The organism is Actinophytocola sp. (assembly GCF_035634895.1).
Lineage (GTDB): Bacteria > Actinomycetota > Actinomycetes > Mycobacteriales > Pseudonocardiaceae > Actinophytocola.
Map to the genome: position 1 here is coordinate 20,465 of NZ_DASQCC010000192.1, position 19,519 is coordinate 39,983.

At 71.7% G+C, this 19,519-nt stretch carries 22 protein-coding genes; 12 read left to right on the top strand and 10 right to left on the bottom strand.

Features of this window, described 5'->3' with window-relative positions:
- The first annotated feature begins 4 nt into the window (after window positions 1-4).
- The 4 genes from trxA to VET29_RS28930 all read left to right on the top strand — a co-directional run bounded on the left by trxA (window position 5) and on the right by VET29_RS28930 (window position 3,227).
- A complete protein-coding gene (gene trxA, locus VET29_RS28915; RefSeq protein WP_324926179.1) occupies window positions 5-325 on the top strand; it encodes a thioredoxin in 321 nt (106 codons plus the stop codon).
- 72 nt (window positions 326-397) lie between these two features.
- Complete coding sequence (locus VET29_RS28920; RefSeq protein ID WP_324926181.1) at window positions 398-1,651, top strand: cyclopropane-fatty-acyl-phospholipid synthase family protein; 1,254 nt, start codon at window positions 398-400, stop codon at window positions 1,649-1,651.
- Window positions 1,648-2,313 carry an anti-sigma factor gene (locus VET29_RS28925; protein ID WP_324926183.1) on the top strand — a complete coding sequence of 222 codons (666 nt, stop codon included), beginning with the start codon at window positions 1,648-1,650 and terminating at the stop codon, window positions 2,311-2,313. Before VET29_RS28920 ends, VET29_RS28925 begins: the two co-directional genes overlap by 4 nt.
- The gene (locus tag VET29_RS28930) at window positions 2,310-3,227 is read left to right on the top strand and encodes an endonuclease/exonuclease/phosphatase family protein (RefSeq protein ID WP_324926185.1); all 918 of its coding nucleotides are present in this window, start codon (window positions 2,310-2,312) and stop codon (window positions 3,225-3,227) included. The genes VET29_RS28925 and VET29_RS28930 overlap by 4 nt, the downstream gene beginning before the upstream one ends.
- Before the next feature lie 52 nt (window positions 3,228-3,279).
- Here VET29_RS28930 and VET29_RS28935 read toward each other — a convergent pair whose 3' ends face one another.
- A complete protein-coding gene (locus tag VET29_RS28935; RefSeq protein ID WP_324926187.1) occupies window positions 3,280-4,056 on the bottom strand; it encodes an NYN domain-containing protein in 777 nt (258 codons plus the stop codon).
- Between the two features lie 151 nt (window positions 4,057-4,207).
- Here VET29_RS28935 and VET29_RS28940 point away from each other — a divergent pair, with 151 nt between their 5' ends.
- Window positions 4,208-5,026, top strand: a complete 819-nt coding sequence (locus VET29_RS28940; protein WP_324926189.1) for an enoyl-CoA hydratase-related protein — start codon at window positions 4,208-4,210, stop codon at window positions 5,024-5,026.
- A 28-nt stretch (window positions 5,027-5,054) separates the two neighbouring features.
- Here VET29_RS28940 and VET29_RS28945 read toward each other — a convergent pair whose 3' ends face one another.
- Together VET29_RS28945 and VET29_RS28950 are read right to left on the bottom strand one after the other, a co-directional pair.
- Entirely contained in the window at window positions 5,055-5,435 is a 381-nt protein-coding gene (locus tag VET29_RS28945) for an anti-sigma factor antagonist (protein WP_324926192.1), read from the bottom strand.
- Window positions 5,410-5,850: an ATP-binding protein gene (locus VET29_RS28950; protein ID WP_324926194.1), complete on the bottom strand. Its 441-nt coding sequence runs from the start codon at window positions 5,848-5,850 to the stop codon at window positions 5,410-5,412. The genes VET29_RS28945 and VET29_RS28950 overlap by 26 nt, the downstream gene beginning before the upstream one ends.
- A 383-nt stretch (window positions 5,851-6,233) precedes the next feature.
- On the opposite strand from VET29_RS28950, the gene VET29_RS28955 reads away from it, so the two are divergent.
- Together VET29_RS28955 and VET29_RS28960 are read left to right on the top strand one after the other, a co-directional pair.
- The gene (locus tag VET29_RS28955; protein WP_324926196.1) at window positions 6,234-6,653 is read left to right on the top strand and encodes an ATP-binding protein; all 420 of its coding nucleotides are present in this window, start codon (window positions 6,234-6,236) and stop codon (window positions 6,651-6,653) included.
- Between the two features lie 47 nt (window positions 6,654-6,700).
- Window positions 6,701-7,798, top strand: coding sequence for an epoxide hydrolase (locus tag VET29_RS28960; protein ID WP_324926198.1), 1,098 nt, complete (start codon window positions 6,701-6,703; stop codon window positions 7,796-7,798).
- Here VET29_RS28960 and VET29_RS28965 read toward each other — a convergent pair.
- The gene (locus VET29_RS28965) at window positions 7,795-8,343 is read right to left on the bottom strand and encodes a hypothetical protein (protein WP_324926201.1); all 549 of its coding nucleotides are present in this window, start codon (window positions 8,341-8,343) and stop codon (window positions 7,795-7,797) included. The two genes, VET29_RS28960 and VET29_RS28965, sit on opposite strands and share 4 nt — an antisense overlap.
- A 152-nt stretch (window positions 8,344-8,495) precedes the next feature.
- Here VET29_RS28965 and VET29_RS28970 point away from each other — a divergent pair, with 152 nt between their 5' ends.
- The 4 genes from VET29_RS28970 to VET29_RS28985 all read left to right on the top strand — a co-directional run bounded on the left by VET29_RS28970 (window position 8,496) and on the right by VET29_RS28985 (window position 12,882).
- The gene (locus tag VET29_RS28970; protein ID WP_324926203.1) at window positions 8,496-10,025 is read left to right on the top strand and encodes a hypothetical protein; all 1,530 of its coding nucleotides are present in this window, start codon (window positions 8,496-8,498) and stop codon (window positions 10,023-10,025) included.
- Window positions 10,022-11,008 (top strand): alpha/beta hydrolase, encoded by a 987-nt coding sequence (locus tag VET29_RS28975; RefSeq protein ID WP_324926205.1) that lies wholly within the window; start codon window positions 10,022-10,024, stop codon window positions 11,006-11,008. Before VET29_RS28970 ends, VET29_RS28975 begins: the two co-directional genes overlap by 4 nt.
- Window positions 11,009-11,062: 54 nt before the next feature.
- Window positions 11,063-11,827, top strand: coding sequence for an SDR family oxidoreductase (locus tag VET29_RS28980; RefSeq protein ID WP_324926207.1), 765 nt, complete (start codon window positions 11,063-11,065; stop codon window positions 11,825-11,827).
- Window positions 11,828-11,943: 116 nt separating this feature from the next.
- Window positions 11,944-12,882, top strand: coding sequence for an oxidoreductase (locus VET29_RS28985; RefSeq protein WP_324926209.1), 939 nt, complete (start codon window positions 11,944-11,946; stop codon window positions 12,880-12,882).
- Window positions 12,883-12,885: 3 nt separating this feature from the next.
- On the opposite strand, the gene VET29_RS28990 is transcribed toward VET29_RS28985, so the two are convergent.
- From VET29_RS28990 to VET29_RS29005, 4 genes are all read right to left on the bottom strand, one after another.
- Entirely contained in the window at window positions 12,886-13,485 is a 600-nt protein-coding gene (locus VET29_RS28990; RefSeq protein ID WP_324926211.1) for a TetR/AcrR family transcriptional regulator, read from the bottom strand.
- 57 nt (window positions 13,486-13,542) lie between these two features.
- On the bottom strand, window positions 13,543-14,616 hold the full coding sequence (locus tag VET29_RS28995) for a hypothetical protein (protein WP_324926214.1): 1,074 nt from the start codon (window positions 14,614-14,616) through the stop codon (window positions 13,543-13,545).
- Window positions 14,613-16,067 (bottom strand): hypothetical protein, encoded by a 1,455-nt coding sequence (locus VET29_RS29000; RefSeq protein ID WP_324926216.1) that lies wholly within the window; start codon window positions 16,065-16,067, stop codon window positions 14,613-14,615. The genes VET29_RS28995 and VET29_RS29000 overlap by 4 nt, the downstream gene beginning before the upstream one ends.
- 163 nt (window positions 16,068-16,230) lie before the next feature.
- Window positions 16,231-16,983: a class I SAM-dependent methyltransferase gene (locus VET29_RS29005; protein ID WP_324926218.1), complete on the bottom strand. Its 753-nt coding sequence runs from the start codon at window positions 16,981-16,983 to the stop codon at window positions 16,231-16,233.
- Between the two features lie 177 nt (window positions 16,984-17,160).
- Between VET29_RS29005 and VET29_RS29010 the strand changes: the two genes are divergently transcribed.
- Window positions 17,161-17,805: a class I SAM-dependent methyltransferase gene (locus VET29_RS29010; RefSeq protein WP_324926220.1), complete on the top strand. Its 645-nt coding sequence runs from the start codon at window positions 17,161-17,163 to the stop codon at window positions 17,803-17,805.
- 24 nt (window positions 17,806-17,829) lie between these two features.
- Here the strand turns inward: VET29_RS29010 and VET29_RS29015 are convergent, their stop codons facing one another.
- Together VET29_RS29015 and VET29_RS29020 are read right to left on the bottom strand one after the other, a co-directional pair.
- The gene (locus VET29_RS29015; RefSeq protein ID WP_324926222.1) at window positions 17,830-18,969 is read right to left on the bottom strand and encodes an NAD(P)/FAD-dependent oxidoreductase; all 1,140 of its coding nucleotides are present in this window, start codon (window positions 18,967-18,969) and stop codon (window positions 17,830-17,832) included.
- A 79-nt stretch (window positions 18,970-19,048) separates the two neighbouring features.
- Complete coding sequence (locus tag VET29_RS29020) at window positions 19,049-19,495, bottom strand: MarR family winged helix-turn-helix transcriptional regulator (protein ID WP_324926224.1); 447 nt, start codon at window positions 19,493-19,495, stop codon at window positions 19,049-19,051.
- Between the last annotated feature and the right edge of the window lie 24 nt (window positions 19,496-19,519).

Here is a 19,519-nt window from a genome sequence, read left to right on the forward strand (position 1 = left end):
ACCCATGGAGCTCAAGCACGTCACCGACGACACGTTCACCGCCGAGGTGCTCGAGGCCGGCAGGCCCGTGCTCGTCGACTTCTGGGCGCCCTGGTGCGGCCCCTGCAAGGCGCTCGCGCCGGTGCTCGCCGAGATCGCCGAGCAACACGCGGACAAGCTCACCGTCGTGAAGCTGGACATCGACGACAACCCGGCCACCGCGGGCAGCCTGCGCATCATGTCGATCCCGACCATGACCCTGTTCGTCGACGGCCGGCCGGCCACCACCATCAGCGGCGCCAGGTCCAAGAAGGCCATTCTCGACGGCCTCGCGAAATGGCTCTGACCGGAGGCCAATCCGTCCGACCGTCCACATCGAACACATCATGTCAGGTCATACCACCTGAGGAGGCGCGCGATGACCATATCGTCCACACGCGACACGACTCTGCTCCCGGACACGGAGCGGCTGCTGCGGTGGCCCGGTCTCGCCATCCCGCACCAGGCGCCCACGAAGGCATGGCTGGCCGCGAAGCTGTTCCGGCGGACCGTGCGACCGCTGCCGGTGCGGGTGGTGTTCCCCGGCGGCGAGGTGCTCGGCGCCGGCGGTCCCGGCTCGCCGGTGATGCGGATCGTGCGGCCGGTCACGTTCTTCCACCGCCTCGGCATCGACGCGAAGATCGGGTTCGGCGAGGCGTACATGGCCGGCGACTGGGTCAGCCGCGACCTGGCCGCGCTGCTCACCCCCTTCGCCGAGCGCATCACCACGCTCGTGTCCCCGGCGCTGCAACCGTTGCGCCGCTGGGTCGACGCCGTCCGGCCGACCGACGAGCGCAACACCGTCGCCGGGGCGCGGACGAACATCCACCGCCACTACGACCTGTCCAACGAGATGTTCGAGTCCTTCCTGGACGAGTCGATGACCTACTCGTCGGCGTGGTTTCCCACCGGCTCCGACGACCTGCATGCCGCGCAGCTCCGCAAGATCGACGGCGTTCTCGACCTCGCGGGCGTCCGGGCCGGCACGCACGTGCTGGAGATCGGCACCGGCTGGGGCGCGCTCGCCGTCCGCGCCGCGCGACGGGGCGCACGCGTCACCACCCTGACCATCTCCGCCGAGCAGAAGACCCTTGCCGAGAGGCGCGTCGCGGAGGCCGGGGTCGCCGACCGGGTCCAGGTCCTGCTGCGCGACTACCGCGAGGCCCGCGGTGAGTACGACGCGGTCGTGTCCGTCGAGATGATCGAGGCCGTCGGCGACGAGTACTGGCCGGCCTACTTCGGCGCGATCGCCGGCCTGCTGCGGCCCGGCGGCCGGGTCGGGCTGCAGGCCATCACCATGCCGCACGACCGGATGCTCGCCACCCGGCGGTCGCACACCTGGATCCACAAGTACGTCTTCCCCGGCGGCCAGATCCTGTCCGTGCCCGCGGTGCTCGACAACGCCGCCCTGGCGGGCCTCGACGTCACCGAACGTCACAGCCTCGGCCCGCACTACGCCCGCACCCTCGGCCACTGGCGCGACCGTTTCCTCGCCGGCTGGCCCCGCGTCGCGGCGGCCGGCTTCGACCCGACCTTCCGCCGCATGTGGGAGTTCTACCTCGCCTACTGCGAGGCGGGGTTCCGTGCCCGCTACCTCGACGTCTGGCAGTTCGCCATGTCCAGGCCGACATGAGCGCCGACCTGCACACCCTCACCGGCGCCTACGCCCTCCACGCCGTCGCCGACACCGAACGGGTGACGTTCGAACGTCACCTCACCGAGTGCGCCTCCTGCGCGCAGGAGGTTCGGGAGCTGCTCGCGACCGCGGCCCGGCTGGGCAGCGCGACCGCGGCCGAGCCGCCACCGCACCTCCGGCACGTGGTCCTCGCCCGCATCCACACCGAGCACCAGATCCGACCACGCCGGCGTCGCGGTCCAGCGCTCGCGACCCGGCTGCTCGCCGGCGCCGCGGCGGTGCTGGTCGCCGTCACCGTGTCCCTCGGCGTGCTCGTCGCACAGCGTGGCGACGAGCACCGGCAGGCCGATGTGCTCACCTCGGTCCTGCTGGCCCGGGACGTGCGAGCGGTCCACGCCGGGGGAATCACCGTCGTCGTCTCGCGGGCACAGGACCGGGGCGTCCTGCTCGCCGACCTCCCGCCCGCGCCGGACGGGCACGCCTACCAGGTCTGGACCATCGACTCCCGGTACCACCCGGCCGGCACGCTCGCCGCCGGCCGCGCCACCAGCGAGCTGACCGGCGTCGCCGCGGCGGACCGCGTCGCCGTCACCGTCGAACCGGACGGCGGCTCCCCGCGACCGACCACCGCCGCGGTCGCCGAGGCGGTGATCCCGTGACCGGCCGCGGCCGGCCACCCGGCCGTCGTCAGGTCCTCGGACTGGTCGCCGCCGCGGTCGTGCTGGTGTGCCTGACGATCTCACCCGCGTCGGCCGAGCGGCCCGACGGCCCGCCGTTGCTGGGGCCCACCGACGGGCCCGAACTGCGGGTGATGACGTTCAACCTGCGGTACGCGTCGGCGCGGTCACCGCACCAGTGGGCCCGGCGGCGTCCGGTCATGGCCGAGCTCATCCGCCGCGAACGACCGACCGTGCTGGGCACCCAGGAGGGCCTGGCCGGCCAGCTCCGCGACCTCGACGCCGACCTGCCGGACCACTACGACCGCGTCGGGCAGGGTCGCGGGGGCGGCGACCGCGACGAGTTCGTGGCCGTCTACTTCGACACCAGACGCCTCGTCCCCATGGCGCACGGCGACTTCTGGCTCTCGGACACACCGGCCGTGCCGGGTTCGGCGTCCTGGGGCAACACGACTTCCCGCATGGCCACGTGGGTCCGCTTCCGCGACCGCCGCACAGGCAGGGCGCTCGTCGTCGTCAACACCCACCTCGACAACGTGTCCGAGACGGCCCGGGTCCGCGGCGCGGAGCTCCTGCGCGACATGATCGGGGCGTTCGACCCCGGGCTGCCCGTCATCCTCACCGGTGACTTCAACGCCCCGGCCGGGCGATCCGCGGTGTACCGGACCCTGACCGCCGGCCTCGCCGACTCCTGGACCGCCGCGGCCACCCACCTGAGCCCGCGCTACGCCACGTTCCACGGTTTCCGCCCGCCACGGCCCGGTGACCGGATCGACTGGATCCTCACCCGCGGCGCGGTGTCCGTGCCCGCCGCCGGCATCGACACGTTCACCCGCGGCGGCGAGTCGCCCTCCGACCACTTCCCGGTCGAGGCACTGGTGTCGTTCGGCCCGTGACCCCGTGCCGCCGCCCGCGGGTCACTGCCGTGGACGGCACGCCGCGAGCCGGCTACTTGCCTGGTCGGCGGCGTTTGTCGCGCGCGTAGATGATGCTCTGTTTGCCGTCGCCGGGGCTGCGGCGGTCCATCTCGAACAGGGTGGTCTCGGTGACGAGGTCGCTGAGCTTGGCGTAGCCGTAGGTGCGGGAGTCGAAGTCGGGGCTCTGGTTGGTGAGGATGTGGCCGACCGAGGCCAGCGGGGCCCAGCCGTCGTCGTCGGAGGCCGCCTCCACGGCGTTGCGGAGCTGGTTGATCAGCGCGGCGTCCCGCTTGAGCTGGGCGGCGGCCGTGGACGATCGTGGCTTGCTCACCGCGTCGTCGGCCGTGACCGGGCTCTGCGGGTGGTTGAGGTTCTCGATGTAGATGAACTTGTCGCAGGCCGCCACGAAGGGTTTCGGGGTCTTGCGTTCACCGAACCCGTACACGGTCAGGCCGGACTCGCGCAGCCGCGAGGCGAGCCGGGTGAAGTCGCTGTCGCTGGAGACGAGGCAGAAGCCGTCGAAGCGGCCGGAGTACAGCAGGTCCATCGCGTCGATGACCATCGCGGCGTCGGTGGCGTTCTTGCCGGTGGTGTAGGCGAACTGCTGGATGGGCTGGATCGACTGGGCGAGCAGCTGGTCCTTCCAGCCCTTCAGGTTCGTGCCGGTCCAGTCGCCGTAGGCGCGCTTGACGTGCGCGGTGCCGTACTTGGCGACCTCGGCCAGCAACCCGTCGGTGATGGACGGCCGGGCGTTGTCCGCGTCGATGAGCACCGCGAGCTTGGCGGTGTTCTCGTTGACGGTGACCATGGTGCTCCTCGTTGGGGACGGTTCGTGCCCGACCCATGATCCTCGGGGGAGCCGCCGGTGGCCTGTTGGGACCGAGGGTTGATGCTGGAGGACGACTCGCGACGGCTCGCCAGGGAGGGCACGCCGCGGGTGGACCGAAAGGCTCGGACACATGCGTGAGATCGACACCGGCACCACCGACCTGCTCGCCCACGTCGAACGCGGCGTCGGGGTGGTCACGCTCAACCGGCCCGACCGGCGCAACGCGCTGTCGCCGGAGATGCTGAGCGCGCTCGCCGCGGTGCTGCCGGAGCTGGAAGCCGCGGCGGACGTGCGCGCGCTGCTGCTGACGGGTGCCGGCGCGGCGTTCTGTGCCGGCGGGGACGTCAAGGAGTTCGCGGCCCGGGGCGGGGAAGGCGGGGGCACGACGGTGCCGCACGAGGAGCGGATCAGGCGCCAGCAGGTCCTGCAACGCGCGACGACCGGGCGGCTGTACGGGTTCGCCAAGCCGACCGTCGCCGCGCTGCCTGGTGCGGCCGCGGGCGCCGGACTGGGGTTGGCACTGGCCTGCGACCTGCGGATCGGGCACGCGAAGACCGTGTTCGCGACGGCGTTCGGCAAGGTCGGGCTGTCCGGCGACTACGGCGCGACCTGGCTGCTGTCCCGGCTCGCCGGCCCGGCACGGGCGCGGCGCGCGATGTTCCTCGGCGAGCGGATCGACGCGGCGACCGCGCAGCGCTGGGGCCTGCTGGACTGGGTGGTCGACGCCGAGGAGCTGGCCGGCTTCGCGCTGGACACGGCGGGGGAGCTGGCGGCCGGGTCGCCGGAGTCCCTCGCCGCGATGAAGAAGAACCTTCTTGACGCGGACCGGTTCGACCTACCGGACGCCATGGACCGCGAGGTGCCGCGCCACCTCGCGTGCGGGCTGACCGAGAACCACCGGGAGGCGGTGCGGGCGTTCGTGGAGAAGCGCCCACCCGCCTTCAGCTGACACCGCCAGGACGTGGTGGTCCCGGCCGTCAGCGGGCCACGGCCTCCTCGACCGACGGGACCACGGTGATGATCTCGGTCAGCCCGGTGAGCTCGATGGACCGGAGCACCGCGCGGTGGGGAGCGACGACGGTCAGCCGGGCACCCAGGTCGGCGTAGCGCTGGGAACGCTCGGCGAGCAGGCCCAGCCCGGACGACGCGAGGAAGTCGACGCCCGTGAGGTCGACCACCAGCGGGACGTCCACCTGGACCGGTTCCTGGTCGAACCGTTCGGCGAGCAGCGGGGTGGTGCTCAGGTCGATCTCACCGGTGGCCCGGAGGATCACGACACCGCCCTCGACGAACCGTTCTACTCGTAACAGCGGGGCGACAGACGGACCGCCTTCACGCTGGATGGAAAGGTCGGCCATTGCTGCCTCCGGTGCTGGATGGGTCACTGTGCCGGGCGAACCGCGCCCACACGGTCTTTCCGCCGTCGTCGGGGTGAAGGGTCACTCCCCACTCCGTGGCGAGGCCGTCCACGAGGACCAGGCCGTTGCCCCGATGGGTTCCGGCGGCGAACCGGGAGCTGCCCATGGTGGGCAACCGCGCGTTGGTGTCGTCGACCTCGATCACGACCTGCCACGGGGAGTCGGAGCGGAGAAGCCGTACCTCGCACGGTCCGCCACCGTGGTCGTAGGCGTTGCTGACCAGCTCGGTGACCACGAGCAGGATGTCGCCGCGGGTCTCACCGGCGTGACCCGCCAACTCCGCCGCCACCCAGTGTCGTACGTCGGTCACCATGTCCGGCCGGGAGTCACGCAGGTCCATCGTCGAGGACGTCATCAGATGGCCTGGACGGTCCGCCAACGTTCCTCGCTCGGGTTCTGACCACCTGTCAACCAGGTCGTCGTGCCCGCGGGTTACCCACTGGGACGCCGTTCATGCGTGTGTCGCGCAGGTCGCCGCGACGCACTCAGCACCCCACTGGACTCTCGGCGTACCGGGACGAACTCAGTCGCCGGATCGCGGATACAAACGCCCGCCCACGGGAACCTCCGGTGCAGGTGTCCGGTCGGTTGAGAACCCAGCCGACCGGCCGCCGCAAACTCACCCGGCTCCCGGCCGTCGCCGATGGACCGTCCAGCCAGGTCCGCCGGCGAGTTTGCGTCCGGGCCGGCCGGGTATTCAGCTCTCGCATCGACACCGAGAGGCGGGGTGCGACAGCCATGGACGTGGTTTCGGACGACACGGAAGACGGCGCGGCAGACCTGGGGTTCTGCGTGCCGGCCGCCAGTGAGCGACTCCACCAGCTCCGGCAGGCGCTGATCGCGTGGGCTCGCCGCGTGGGCCTCGCGGCCGAGGCCGCCAGTGATCTCGTGCTCGCCACGTACGAAGCCATGGCCAACGTGGTCGACCACGCCTACCGCGGCCGCTCGAACGGCCTGCTCGACCTCCAGGCACGCGCCGACCGAACCCGCCGCACCGTCACGGTCACCGTCACCGACTACGGCCGCTGGCGGCCACCCACTCAGGGCCCCACCCTCCGCGGTCGCGGGCTCGCGCTCATCCGCGGCCTGGCCCAGCACACCGAGATCCGCCCCGGCCGGCACGGCACCACCGTGGCGATGACCTACCGCCTGGCGTGAGACCGGACGCTTGATCTCCACCATACTGGAGGTCCTACGGTCGGCCCGTGGCGTCAGAGACAGAGATCGACCCGTTCCGTATCGACATCCCCCAGCCCGCCCTCGACGACCTGGCCGACCGGCTCGCCCGTACTCGTTGGCCCAACGAGGTCGCCGGCGCCGGGTGGGACTACGGCTTCCCGATGGCGCGGCTCAGGGAACTGGCCCAGTACTGGCGCACCGGCTACGACTGGCGCGAGCATGAGGCAGCGCTCAACGAGCTGCCGCACTTCACCACCGAGATCGACGGCCAGAACATTCACTTCGTCCACGTCCGGTCCGCGAAGCCGGACGCGCTCGCGCTGGTCCTCACCCACGGCTGGCCCGGCTCGTTCCTGGAGTTCCTCGACGTGATCGAGCCGCTGTCGCGCGACTTCCACCTGGTGGTTCCGTCCATCCCGGGCTACGGCTTCTCCGGGCCGACCCACGAGCGCGGGTGGGATGTCGTCCGGGTCGCGCGGGCCTGGGCCGAGCTGATGTCCCGTCTCGGGTACGAGCGCTACGGCGCTCAGGGCGGCGACTTCGGCTCGGGCATCTCGCTGGCGCTCGGCGCGGTGGCCCCCGATCGGGTCGTCGCGGTGCACGTCAACTTCCTCCCGACCCGGCCGGTCCCCGGCGTCGAACTGTCCGAGCCGGACGAGGCTCGGCTGGCCAAGGTCCGGCAGCTGATGGCGAACCGTCCGCCCTACCAGGCCCTGCAGGCCCTCACCCCGCAGACCATCGGCTACGCCCTGACCGACTCGCCGGTCGGCCAGCTGGTCTGGATCGCCGAGCGCTTCGCGCAGTGGACGGACCCTCGCTCGCCGATCAGTGACGAGCGGATGCTCACCAACATCTCGCTGTACTGGCTGACCGCCACCGCGGCCTCCTCGGCGCGCCTGCACCACGACACGCCCCGCCGGACGGAGCCGTGCCCGGTACCGGTGGGCGTGGCGGTGTTCGCGCACGACATCACGCAGCCGGTGCGACCGCTGGCCGAGCGGCTGTACGACATCGCGCACTGGTCGGAGTTCGACCGCGGCGGCCACTTCGCCGCGATGGAGGTGCCGGACCTGCTCGCCGAGGACGTCCGGGAGTTCTTCCTCAACCGCCTGAAGCAGGACTAATGGATCGGACCGGCTCGGGAGGAGAGGCGTTCGCGTAGGCCGGCGGCCAGCCCGGCGACGGTGGCGAGGTCGACGAGCCCGCCGGCCGTAACGGCGAGGCGGCGATGCCGGACCGGGGCCATCCGCAGCCGGAGCAGCACCCTGGTTCGCGCCGTGCCGAGTGGGCGCAGCGTGATCGACCAGCTGACGAGGGTGTGGCCGCGGCGTGAGGTGTAGACCAGGAGCCGGGGCGGTTCGACCGCGGCGACCGTGAAGGTCTCGTCGCGGCCGCCGTAGTCCGGGACCACGTCGCCGACGTGCAGTTCGGACCAGCGCGGGTCCAGCCGCCGTGCCGCGCGGCGGTTCGCCGGCAGGAGTCGTTCGACGCGCCGGGGGAGGTACCAGCCGGCACGTCGTTTCCCGAGCTGGACCAGCCAGGGCCACACGGCCTCCGGTGCCGCGTCGACGGTGAAGCCGCGGTCCATCACCACGTCGGCCGGCGAGACGATGTCGTCGCCGGGACGAGGCTCGGCGCGCTCGCCGGGCGTGGCCCGAACCGAGGTCACTTTCGCCACGACCTTGCCCTTCGTGTCCGGTGGTGTGCCGGCTCGTCCCGAGGTGCCGACGTCACGAGATGAGGCGGCCCCGCAAGTGTGTGATGATCGTTCCGGGAACCCGTCACACCGATTTCTCCAGTTGAGCATCCCCTGGGAGCGCCATGATCACCGCGCGGGCATCGATCCGTTCGTCGCTTGCCGCGGTGGCGGTCGGCGTCACGGTCGCCGCCTGTACGGCGTCCGTCCCGGCGGCGTCCACCCGATCGTCCACCACCTCCGGACCCGTCGCACAGGCAGCGGAGCTGGTGTCGCCCACCGCGGACATGACGGTGCTCGACACGACGCCGGGAGCAGGGTCCGCGATCGCGGTCAGCTCGTTGCTGTTCCGGCACGCGCCGGTGGTGGTCGTGGTCGCCGAGGGGGATCCGGCGGGCGTGGCCACCGCGGCGGCGGTCGCGCCTCGGGTGGGTGCGCCCGTGCTGGTGCTGCCCCACACTGGACGGGAGGCGGTGACGCGGCAGATCGCCCGGCTGTCACCGTCGGCGATCCTCGCCGCGGGTGCCGCGGCGCGGCAGGCTGTGCGGGGGAGCGCGGTGCCGGCCTTCCTGCTCGGCACGGGGACCGGCGCGCTGCCCGCGGGCCTGCCTCCCGTCGTGGCGCCGAGGCCCTTGGCCGTCACGGTGCTCGTCGACGTCACCCGCGACGACGCGGCCGCCGCGGCGACCGCGCGTGCGGCGGGCGCGCGGGTCGTGCCCGTCCACGGCGCCGACCCGCGCGCCGACCCCGCGGCGATCGAGGCACTGCACGCGGCACCACCGAAGTCGGTCGTCGCGGTGGGCGGTGGCTTCGGGCCCGTCGAACGCCTGCGTGCACGGCTGGCCGCGGCGGCGACCGGCGTCCAGCTGCCGGGTGGCGGGCAGGTCATGATGCCGGGCCGGCGGCTTGTCTGCCTCTACGGTCACCCCGGGGCGAGGTCGCTCGGCGTGCTCGGCGAGCAGGACGTCGGCGGCAGCGTCGAACGCGCGAAACAGACCGCCAGGGCGTACGAGCCGTACAGCGACGTGCCGGTGGTGCCGGCGTTCGAGATCATCACCACCATCGCCGAGGGCGGTCCGGGCGCCGACGGCGACTTCTCGCGGGAGTCGAGTGTCGAGGCGCTGCGGCCGTGGGTCGAGGCAGCCGGCAACGCGGGTCTCTATGTCCTGCTGGACCTCCAGCCGGGGCGCGCGGACCTCACGGGGCAGGCACAGCGGTACGAGCCGCTGCTCAGCCTGCCGTACGTGGGCCTCGCGGTCGACCCGGAGTGGAAGCTCGGCCCCGACCAGCTGCCCCTCAGACAGATCGGCGGGATCGACGCCGCCGAGCTCAACCGGACCTCGGCCTGGCTGGCCGGGCTGACGGCCCAACACGCGTTGCCGCAGAAGTTGTTCGTCATCCACCAGTTCCGCCTGTCGATGATCCGCGACGAGCCCGCGCTGAACACCACCCAGGACGAGGTGTCCGTGTTGATCCACATGGACGGCCAGGGCTCGACCGCCCAGAAGGACTCGACCTGGCGCGCGGTGGTGACCGCGCGCCCGAGCGACATCCCCCTGGGCTGGAAGAACTTCTACGACGAGGACCACCCCATGCTCACCCCGGAGCAGACCATGTCCCGCCAACCCGCGCCGGTGATGATCAGCTACCAGTGACGAGCCATCCACCCGCGTCGCCACCCGCCGTCGAGCGGCGGGTGGACGTCGGCGACCTCGAACTCCGTGTGGTGGAACAGGGTTTCGGGCCTGCGGTGGTGCTGTGTCACGGCTTTCCCGGTCTCGCCCACAGTTGGCACCGTCAGCTGCCGGTGCTCGCCGCCAGCGGCTTCCGTGCGGTCGCACCGGACATGCGTGGCTACGGCGGCAGCGGCCGGCCCGCGGACCCGGCGGCCTACGACCGGCGCGGCACCGTCGCGGACATGGTCGGGCTGCTGGACGCGCTCGACATCGAGACGGCGGTCTTCGTCGGGCACGACTTCGGCGCCGACCTCGTGTGGGACCTTCCGCAGTGGGCTCCCGGCCGGGTCCGGGCGTTGGTCCAGCTCAGTGTGCCTCGCGGCGACACCTCACCGGTCCTGCCGAGCACCGCCTACGCCCGGGTCGCCCGTCGGCACTTCTTCCACCTGCAATACTTCCAGGACCCGTCGGCGGCCGACACCGAGTTGGCGGGAGATCCCGCAGGTTTCCTGTCGAGGGTGTTCTGGGCGCTCAGTGGCGATGGCCGGTATCTCGACGTCTTCCGGCACCCGAGCGAGGGAAACGGCTATCTCGACGTCCTCCCCGAGGCGCCCGCCCTGCCGTGGCCGTGGCTGTCGGAGGACGACTTCGCCGTGTACGTCGACGCGTTCACCCGGACGGGCTTCACCGGGGGCCTGAACTGGTACCGCGCCGCCGACCACGTCTGGCGCGAGAAGCAGGTTCGGCCCGACGAGCCGGTCACGGTGCCCACGGTCTTCCTCACCGGCGAGCGGGACCCGGTTCGCCGGATCGTGGGTGACGCGTCGACCGCCGAGATGCTTGCCTCGGTGCCCGGGCTGGCCGGTGTCCACGTCATTCCCGGGGCCGGTCACTTCGTCCAGCTGGAGGCGGCCGACGAAGTGAACCGGATCATGCTGGAGTTCCTCGGTTCGCTGAGTTGAACAAGAGGATTAATGCCCTGTAAACCTTTCCGGCTGATGCGGCACCCTTTAGCGATGATCATCTCTGGGAACACTGTCTTCATTCCTGGTGCGACGAGCGGGATCGGCTTGGCTCTGGCTCTTGCGTTGCGGGCGCGGGGGAACACCGTGATCGTCGGTGGGCGCCGTGTCGAGTTGCTCGAGCGGATCGCCGAGGAGCACCCCGGCATCGACACCGTGCGGATCGACACCGCCGACCCCGCCAGCATCGCCGCCGCCGCCGAGCAGGTGCTGACCACGCACCCGGATCTCAACGTCCTGATCACGATGGCCGGCATCATGCGATTCGAGGACTGGCACCAGCCCGAGTCGTTTCTCAGCACGGCGGAGGCGGTGATCACGACGAACCTGCTCGGCACCGTGCGCCTCGTCGCCGCGTTCGTCGAGCACCTGCGGACCCGCCCCGACGCGACGATCATGACCGTCACGTCGGGCCTCGCCTTCGTGCCGCTGAAGGTCACCCCCAGCTACAACGCCTCGAAGGCCGCGATCCACATGCTCACCGAGTCGCTCCGCCTGCAGCTCGCCGACACCACGGTGAAGGTCGTGGAGCTGGTGCCGCCCGCGGTGCGGACGGCGCTGGTGCCCGGCCAGGAGACCAGTGAGTTCGCCGTACCACTGGACGAGTACGTCGGCGAGGTCGTGAAACTGCTCGAAGCACAACCCGACGCCGACGAGATCCTGGTCGAGCGCGTCAAGTTCTTCCGCCACAGCACGGCCCGCGGCGAGTACGCCCAGGTCGTGGCGTTCCTCAACGAACACGACCCGCTCGGAAAGTAGCCGCCACCCACCGGGGTCCGCCTCCTTGCCGGGGTAAGCCGGCAAGGAGGCAGGTGTGGATATGCTTTCCCGCGGCGTGTGGATCATGCGTGTTTCCGTACCGGGAGAGGAAATCCGTGACTGGGGCGAGTTCGGGATGGTCGTCTGCCGACATCCCCGACCAGCGAGGCCGCACCGCGGTGGTGACCGGCGCGAACTCCGGCATCGGGTTCGAGACCGCGAGAATGCTCGCCGAGCACGGCGCGCGAGTGGTGCTGGCGTGCCGCAGCCTCGAGAAGGCGGCGGTGGCACGAGACGCGATCCGCGCGACCGCGCCGGAGGCCGAGCTGTCGCTGGTGCGGCTGGACCTGGCGTCGGCGGAGTCGGTGCGCGAGGCGGCGGCGACGGTCGGCGCCGAGCTCGACCGGATCGACCTGCTGATCAACAATGCCGGCGCGGCGTTCGGCAGGCTCACCCTGATCGACGGGATCGACCGGACCTTCGTCACGAACGTGTTGGGGCCCTTCGCCTTCACCGGGTTGCTGTTGCCGCGCGTGCTGGCCGCGTCCGCCGGGCGGGTGGTCACGGTCAGCAGTGGCAGTCACGAGGCGGGCCGGCTCGATCTCGACGACCTGGCCTACACACGCGGTCGCTACGGCCGTTGGCGTGCCTACGCGCGGTCCAAGCTCGCCAACCTGCTGTTCGCCTTCGAGCTCCAGCGGCGGTTGGCGGCGGCCGGAGAACGGGCGATCGCGGTGGCGGCACACCCGGGCGCCGCGGCCACCGACTTCGGCCGCAACAGCGGTGGCTTCACGCGCATAGCGTCCGCGCCACCACTGCGCTGGCTGGCGGCCCCGCTGGTCGCCACGGCCGCGGCAGGCGCGCTTCCCGTCCTGCGTGCCGCCGTCGACCCCGACGTTCGCGGCGGCGAGTTCTACGGCCCGGACGGGTTCCACGGCATCAAGGGGGCACCGCACAAGGTCCGGCCGGCGGCGGTGGCGGAGGACACGGCGGCGAGCGCGACGCTGTGGGAGACATGCGAACAGCTCACCGGCGTGCGCTGTTCGTCGCTGTGAACCTCACCCGTGGAGGGCCGGTCCGATCCAGCGCCGGACGAGGGCGCGGAGCTGGTCGTCGGTGAGTGGCGGCGTCGAGGGGTACCGCAGGAACGAGATGAACAGCCGCATGAGGATCTCGGCGAGCCCGCGCAGGTCGGCATCGGTGGTGACGCCGGCGGCGGACCAGTCGACGGGCAGGTTGCGCAGGATCCGGGCGCCGAGGGAGAAGGCGACAGGTGAGGTGACCCCTGCCGTGAACGAGTCGGTCTCGCCGGCCTGCAGGAGCAGGCCCAGGTAGGGCTCGTCGGGGAGGGTGCGGACGGCGAACACGACGGACTCCACGGCGGCTTCCGCCGCACTGCCGAACGTGGACAGGTGCCGTTCCATCCGCTCGGCGAACTCCTCGGCCCCGGCCACGGCGACGGCGGTGAGGATGTCCGCCAGGCTCGGGAAGTAGCGGTAGACGGTCTGGCGGGTCACCCCGGCCTCGGTGGCGATGTCGGAGAGGCTGGTCCTGGCGAGCCCGAGCCGGTCGATGCACGCCGTCGCCGCCCGCACGATCCGGCGGCGCGCCTCGTTCTCGGTGCCGGGTGGGTTGCCCTGCCACCCGTGGTAGCCCATGGCGGTTCGCCTCCCCGTGCTTGTGGCTGGTCCGCCATTTTGCCCTTACGTGGCAGGTCAGACGGTGGCAGGGGTCGGGCGGCGGTAGAGCGCGGCAAGCAACAGCCCGGCACCGGCGAAGCAGGCGAGCGCGTAGAGCCCGCTGCCGACCGGGGTGCCCTCGCTCGTGACGCCGTCGTCCGCGGCGAGGTACGCCGGGAGGGCGCCGGCCCAGAACACCGCCATCCCGCCGAGGTAGACGGCGGGGTAGAAGCGGGCGAAGGCCGACAGGGGCTCGGGTCGGGCGGACCGGAGGTGCGACACGAGGAGCCAGGAGCCCGCCAGCCAGAGCAGGGCCAGCTCGACGCCGAGGACCCAGGCCTGTGCCGTGGGGTTCCCCCTGAAGAGGCTCGACGGGATGCCGGCGATCGCCATGGCGGGTGGTGTCAGCACCCCAGCGACCAGGATGCGTGGCACCAGCGACCACCCGCGCCGCGAGCCGCCGGTCAGGCGCACGGCCAGGTAGGTCATGGCGCCCATCGAGACCGAGGCGAACAACAGCATGCTGTTCATCGGCACCGACGCCAGCGCGGGGTGGTTGACGATGTCGTTGTCCATGTTCCAGGTCCACCACCTCAGCTGGGGACCGAGGTGGTCGAACACCTCGTAGAACACCTGGCAGGTGAAGGCGACGGCCACCGCCCCGGTCAGCGCGCCGCGGCGGCGGAAGATCCCGAGCGACCGCACGACCTCGTAGGCGAGCTGGCTGAACGCGGGGTAGAACGCCACGATGTAGAGCGGCAACCGGTCCCACATGAACTGCACGGTGAACCGGTTGTGGGCGAAGATGAACCCGTACAGCTCGTCGAGACCGAACCATTCCGGGAAGTACAGCGGGGGCTCGGTCACGAGGAGGTAGACCAGCGAGGCGCACCACAGCGACAGGTTGACCGGATCGCCCGCGCGGTAGCGGCGGACGGCGTGCGCCAGCGCGAAGACCGCGCCGCCGATGATGATCACCTCGAGCAGCGGCATGGTCCAGTTGGCGAGCTCCCACGGGACGCGGACCGAGACCACGGGGGAGACGTCGTGGCAGTCGAAGCCGAGCTCGCGGGTGGCGGCCGCCGCGCCGGGGCCGCACACCGGGCTCACCGCGCCGCCGGCGCGGCGGTGGCCGCCGAGTAGTCCGTGGCGGGCGGCTCGGCGCGGGGGTCGAACCCGAAGGGCACCCGGCGTCGCCCCAGCGCGGCACGGATGCCGTGGCGCGCCAGTCGCGCGAGCACCCACGGGTTGCCCAGCATGTCGCCCAGCGACTCGTCGAGGTTGAACACCTTGGCGAAGTGCTCGTCGATCACCGGGTCCTCGCGGGCGGCGCCGACGATGAAGCTGAACGCGGGGTCTCCGACGGCCGCGAGGAGCCGGCGGCGCCACTCCGGCGGCTTCTCGGTGCCCACCGCGCACGCGTAGCCCTGGTCCCGTGCCATCGCCAGGCGCCAGGGCACGCCGAGCAGTTTCCGCTGTGCCACGAGGAACTGCGCGAAGAACGCCGCGTCGAGGTGGTCGGCGCGGGAGAGGTGCTCGCGCAGCAGCAGCGCGGAGCTCGCCGCGGAGCTGATGCCCTGGGCGTAGAACGGGTTGAACGCGCAGATCGAGTCGCCGACGAAGGCCAGGCCTCGTGGCGGTGTCGTCCACCGGTCGTAGCGGCGCCACGTGTTGCCGGTCGACCGCGTCAGGTGGACCTCCGAGGTGGGGGTGCACTCGTCCATGGCGGCCGCGAACAGCGGCGTCCGCACCCGGCGGGCCGACTCGACGAACGCGTCGTCGGTGCGTGGCATGTCAAGGCCCCACGAGCCCATGCAGGCGATGACCCGGTTGCCTTCGATCGGGAAGAAGTTCACCAGGAACTCGTGCTCGGCGGGGTGGTCGCCCCTGTCCCGGGTCGGCATGATCGCGAGGTGGCGCCACCACCAGGACGGCGGCCGCCGGGCGGGCAGGTCGTACCAGCGTGAGGTGTAGGTGACCTTGGCGTCGAGGGTCCTCGTCTCGACCTCGGGCCAGCCTGCCGCGACGAGCCATGTCCCGACCGAGGAGCCGCGCCCCATCGCGTCCACCACGAGGTCGGCGTCGAGGTGCTCCCCGCCGGCGAGGTCGACCCCGGTGACCGCGCCGGCGTCGGTGCTCAGGCCGGTCACCTGGACCTGCTCGCGGATGGTCACGTTGGCCAGCCCGCGAACCTTGTCGCGGAGCACCCGCTCGATGAGGACGCGTGAGCCGTAGATCATCGTCATCGCGCTGCTCTTGCGTGCCGACCAGCCCGCCCCGTCGAGGTAGGCGGCGTCCATCGACGGCATCAGGTGCAGCCCGCCGGCGGCGACGAGGTCGTCCTCGAAGCCGGGGAACAGCTCGCCGATCGCGCGCCGGCCCGAGTTCAGCAGGAAGTGGGGGTGCTTGCTCTGCGGCACGCCACGCCGGTGCTCGGCCTCCGCCGGCAGTTCGTCCCGTTCCAGCACCAGCACCTGGCCGAAGTACGGGGCGAGCGCACCCGCCGTGCAGAGACCGGCGGCACTGCCACCGAGGACGACGGCGGTCCTGCCCAGCTTCATCGCCGACCAACTCCCTCGTCATTCATACAGATTTTCATCGAATGTATGAATGAGGCCGCGGGGTGTCAAGAGTGGCCGACGTGGGCCGGCGGTGGAATTTCACGCGTCACCGCCGGCCCATGCGGTCGCGCGGGCAGCGAGAGCGGTTGACCGCGCGGGAACCTCAGCGGAGAACCAGGAGATCGAGCCAGTTGGTTCTGGTCTCCGCGCCGTGCTCCGCCACGGCGCGGCGGAGCAGTTCCTTGCCCCGCAGGAACTCCTCCTCGGTGAGGCCGCGCATGTTGGTGTCGGCGTGGCGGAAGGTGTCGATCCGGTCGAGGAACCCGGCAAGGCTGGTGAGTGTCTCGGGGACCCGTTCGAGTGCGTCGCGGCGGAGTCCCGCGGTGGCGAACGCCTCGCACACCTGCTCGACGGACGGATAGGTGTCGGTCACCATCTGGGCGATCTCGGGATAGAACTCCCAGGGAAAGGTGTGCGTCGTGTCGACCCTGCCCGCGAACCCCTGACGGAGCAGCACGGGGGCGCCCGGCCGGAGCACGCGCCGAATCTCTCGCGCGGCGGCCGCCAGGTCGGGGACGTGGTGGATCACGAGGGACAGCCAGGCGCCGTCCACCGAGCCGTCCGGCAGCGGGAGCGCGCCGGCATCGCCCGCCAGTGCCTCGATGCCCGCGCGGCGCGGAATCTGGGCCCGCATCGCCGCCGACGGTTCGACCGCGAGGACGCGCAGGCCGAACCAGTCGCTGAAGGCGCCGGCGAACGCACCGGTCCCCGCGCCGATGTCGGCCACGGTCATCCCGGGTGACGGGTCCAGGTGACGTCGGATCGCGTCGCGCCAGTGTTCGAGGCCGTCCCGCGGAATCTCGCGGACCGCCTTGAACGCCGCCGCGGTCTGGTCGTCATAGCTGATGCGGGCCATGTCCTGCCTCCTGGCCGACACCGCGTCGAGACCGGTCGCCCCGCGCGGCCGACTCCACGAGCATGCACAGCCGGGTCTGCCGGGGTCAACAAAGCCGGGTACCAGGCTCACCTTCCTCCGGGCTCGGTACGGTCGTCGGCGGGAACCGTGGCAGTGATCCTGGGTGGTGTTCGGGTCGTGAGTGCGCTTGACAACCAGCTGGGGTACTGGAACGGCCCGGGTGCCGTGAAGACCTTCGGTCACCCGCTCGAACCAACGTGGCTTGACAGGATTGGCCGCCGGGCGCGGATCCTCGACTACGGATGCGGCTACGGGCGGTTGGCGGGCCTGCTCACCGGACGGGGATTCGTGGACGTCGAAGGTGTGGACGTCGCTCCCAACCTCATCTCCCACGCTCGGGAGATGCGGCCGAGCACGCGTTTCGAGGTTCTCGACAGCCCGCCACGGCTGCGTCACGACGACCAGAGCATCGACGCCGTGTTCCTGTTCGCGGTCCTGACGTGCGTGCCGACCGACGACGGGCAACGCGACCTCGTCGCGGAGCTGCGTCGGGTGCTGCGGCCCCGCGGGCTCCTCTACCTCAGTGACCTGTGTCTGCAGGACGACCAACGCAACCGGGACAGGTACCAGGACTTCGCCGCGAAGTACGGCACCTACGGGATCTTCGAGACCGGCGACGGCGCGGTATGCCGGCACCACACCAAGGAGTGGCTGCACACCCTGCTCACCGGCTTCGACACCACGGCCACCCGTGAGGTCCGCGTCGACACGATGAACGGCCACCCGGTCGTGGCCACCCAACTGCTGGCCACCAGAACCTGACCGGGCCGGCTGGTGCCGCGCGACTCATGGGGCCGGCTTGTGTGCGGTGAGCATGTTGATCAGGCTCCCGACCGCGTTGTCGCCGGTGAGGCTCTCGTACAGTTCGGCGGCCTCGGTGGCGACCTTGGTGCTGCGGGCGAACATGGCCTGCTCGTACTCGGTGAGGGCGGCCTCGTGGTCGACGGGATGCGCGGCGAGCGCGGCGCCGAGCTCGGCGCCGTCGTACATGGCCAGGTTCGCGCCTTCGCCGTTGGGGGCCGAGAGGTGCGCGGCGTCGCCGATCAGGGTCACGCCCGGCACCCGGTCCCACCGGTGCCCGACGGGCAGGGCGTAGTGCGGGCGGTGGACCGGCGGGGTGTCCGCGTCGGTGATCAGCGCGGTGAGCTCCGGTGCCCAGCCGTCGAACTCCCGCGCGATCCGCGCGGTGGCCGCGGCGGGGTCGGTGAAGTCGATGGCGGCGAACCACTCCAGCGGCTCGGTGAGCGTCACGTAGGTGTGCAGGGTGTCGCCCTTCTCGCGGTGGGCCTGGATCCCCTTGCCCGGCGTGGGGCCGTCCGCGCCCATCGACCCGCCGCCGACCGCCTTCGCGGCGGCGGGGTGGCGGATGTCGGCGTCGAAGAGGTAGGTCTCGACGAACGAGATGCCGGTGTAGGCGGGGGTGGCGCCGGTGAGCAGCGGCCGGACCTGTGACCACGCGCCGTCCGCGCCGACCAGCAGGCTCGTGACGACGGTGGCGCCGTCGGCGAAGGTCACCTCGTGGCGGCCCCCGCCGAGCACACGGACGCCGCTGACCCTGTGTCCCCATTGGACGGTGCCTGCCGGGAGCGAGTCGAGCAGCATCTGCCGCAGCTCGCCGCGCTGCACCTCGGGCCGTCCACCCGTGCCGTCGTCGGCCTTGTCGAACAGGACGGTCCCGTGCCGGTCGAGGAGCCGCATCGACTGTCGGCCCGCCAGGATGAGGCCGCGGAACTCGTCCATCAGCCCCGCCGCCCGCACGGCCGGCTGGCCGTTGTAGTCGTGGATGTCGAGCATCCCGCCCTGTGCCCGCGCCGTCGGGGAGGTCTCCGCCTCGTGGACGGTGGCCGGGATGCCGTGGACGTGCAGGACACGGGCGAGGGTGAGGCCGCCGAGTCCGGCGCCGATGATCGTGACGGGAGTGCGCATGGGTGGCTCCTGTTTTCGGGCAGGTTCGAACGCGCGCCGGCGGACGCCGGCGCGGTGGCGTGGATCTTCCGGAGCCCGGCTACGAGCGGGTCGGCTGCGGCAGCTCCGCGGTGATCTTCGTGAGCAGGGCGTGCAGCGTGGCCCGCTCGGCCTGGTCCAGTGGGGCCAGGATCGTCTCGTCGGCGGCGGCCATCGCGGTGTCGAGCCCGGCGATGAGCTCGGTGGCCGCCGGTGTCGCGTACACGCGTTTGCTGCGCTCGTTGCCGCGCTCCGTGCGGCGCTCGACGAGGCCGCGGCGTTCGAGCCCCTGCAGCAGGCCCGAGACGCTCGCCGCGGTCGTGTGGGTCAGCTGCGCGATGTCGCGTTGGATCGCGCCGGGGCTGCGGATCAGGCAGCCGAGCACGAAGGCCTGCTCGAAGCTGAGGTCGCGGGCCCGGATCCAGTCCTCGCCGACCTTCCGCTGGGCCCACACGACCCAGCGCATCAGCTCGAAGCTGGGGCTGCGCGTGCTCTCCGGCGTGTCCATAGTAAGGATCCTAACTGTTCGGAT

Coding starts and splice junctions, on each gene's coding strand:
- trxA (WP_324926179.1), top strand. CDS start 5: ATGGAGCTCAAGCACGTCACCGACGACACGTTCACCGCCGAGGTGCTC.
- VET29_RS28920 (WP_324926181.1), top strand. CDS start 398: ATGACCATATCGTCCACACGCGACACGACTCTGCTCCCGGACACGGAG.
- VET29_RS28925 (WP_324926183.1), top strand. CDS start 1,648: ATGAGCGCCGACCTGCACACCCTCACCGGCGCCTACGCCCTCCACGCC.
- VET29_RS28935 (WP_324926187.1), bottom strand. CDS start 4,056: ATGGTCACCGTCAACGAGAACACCGCCAAGCTCGCGGTGCTCATCGAC.
- VET29_RS28940 (WP_324926189.1), top strand. CDS start 4,208: ATGCGTGAGATCGACACCGGCACCACCGACCTGCTCGCCCACGTCGAA.
- VET29_RS28945 (WP_324926192.1), bottom strand. CDS start 5,435: ATGGCCGACCTTTCCATCCAGCGTGAAGGCGGTCCGTCTGTCGCCCCG.
- VET29_RS28950 (WP_324926194.1), bottom strand. CDS start 5,850: ATGACGTCCTCGACGATGGACCTGCGTGACTCCCGGCCGGACATGGTG.
- VET29_RS28955 (WP_324926196.1), top strand. CDS start 6,234: ATGGACGTGGTTTCGGACGACACGGAAGACGGCGCGGCAGACCTGGGG.
- VET29_RS28970 (WP_324926203.1), top strand. CDS start 8,496: ATGATCACCGCGCGGGCATCGATCCGTTCGTCGCTTGCCGCGGTGGCG.
- VET29_RS28980 (WP_324926207.1), top strand. CDS start 11,063: ATGATCATCTCTGGGAACACTGTCTTCATTCCTGGTGCGACGAGCGGG.
- VET29_RS28990 (WP_324926211.1), bottom strand. CDS start 13,485: ATGGGCTACCACGGGTGGCAGGGCAACCCACCCGGCACCGAGAACGAG.
- VET29_RS29000 (WP_324926216.1), bottom strand. CDS start 16,067: ATGAAGCTGGGCAGGACCGCCGTCGTCCTCGGTGGCAGTGCCGCCGGT.
- VET29_RS29005 (WP_324926218.1), bottom strand. CDS start 16,983: ATGGCCCGCATCAGCTATGACGACCAGACCGCGGCGGCGTTCAAGGCG.
- VET29_RS29015 (WP_324926222.1), bottom strand. CDS start 18,969: ATGCGCACTCCCGTCACGATCATCGGCGCCGGACTCGGCGGCCTCACC.
- VET29_RS29020 (WP_324926224.1), bottom strand. CDS start 19,495: ATGGACACGCCGGAGAGCACGCGCAGCCCCAGCTTCGAGCTGATGCGC.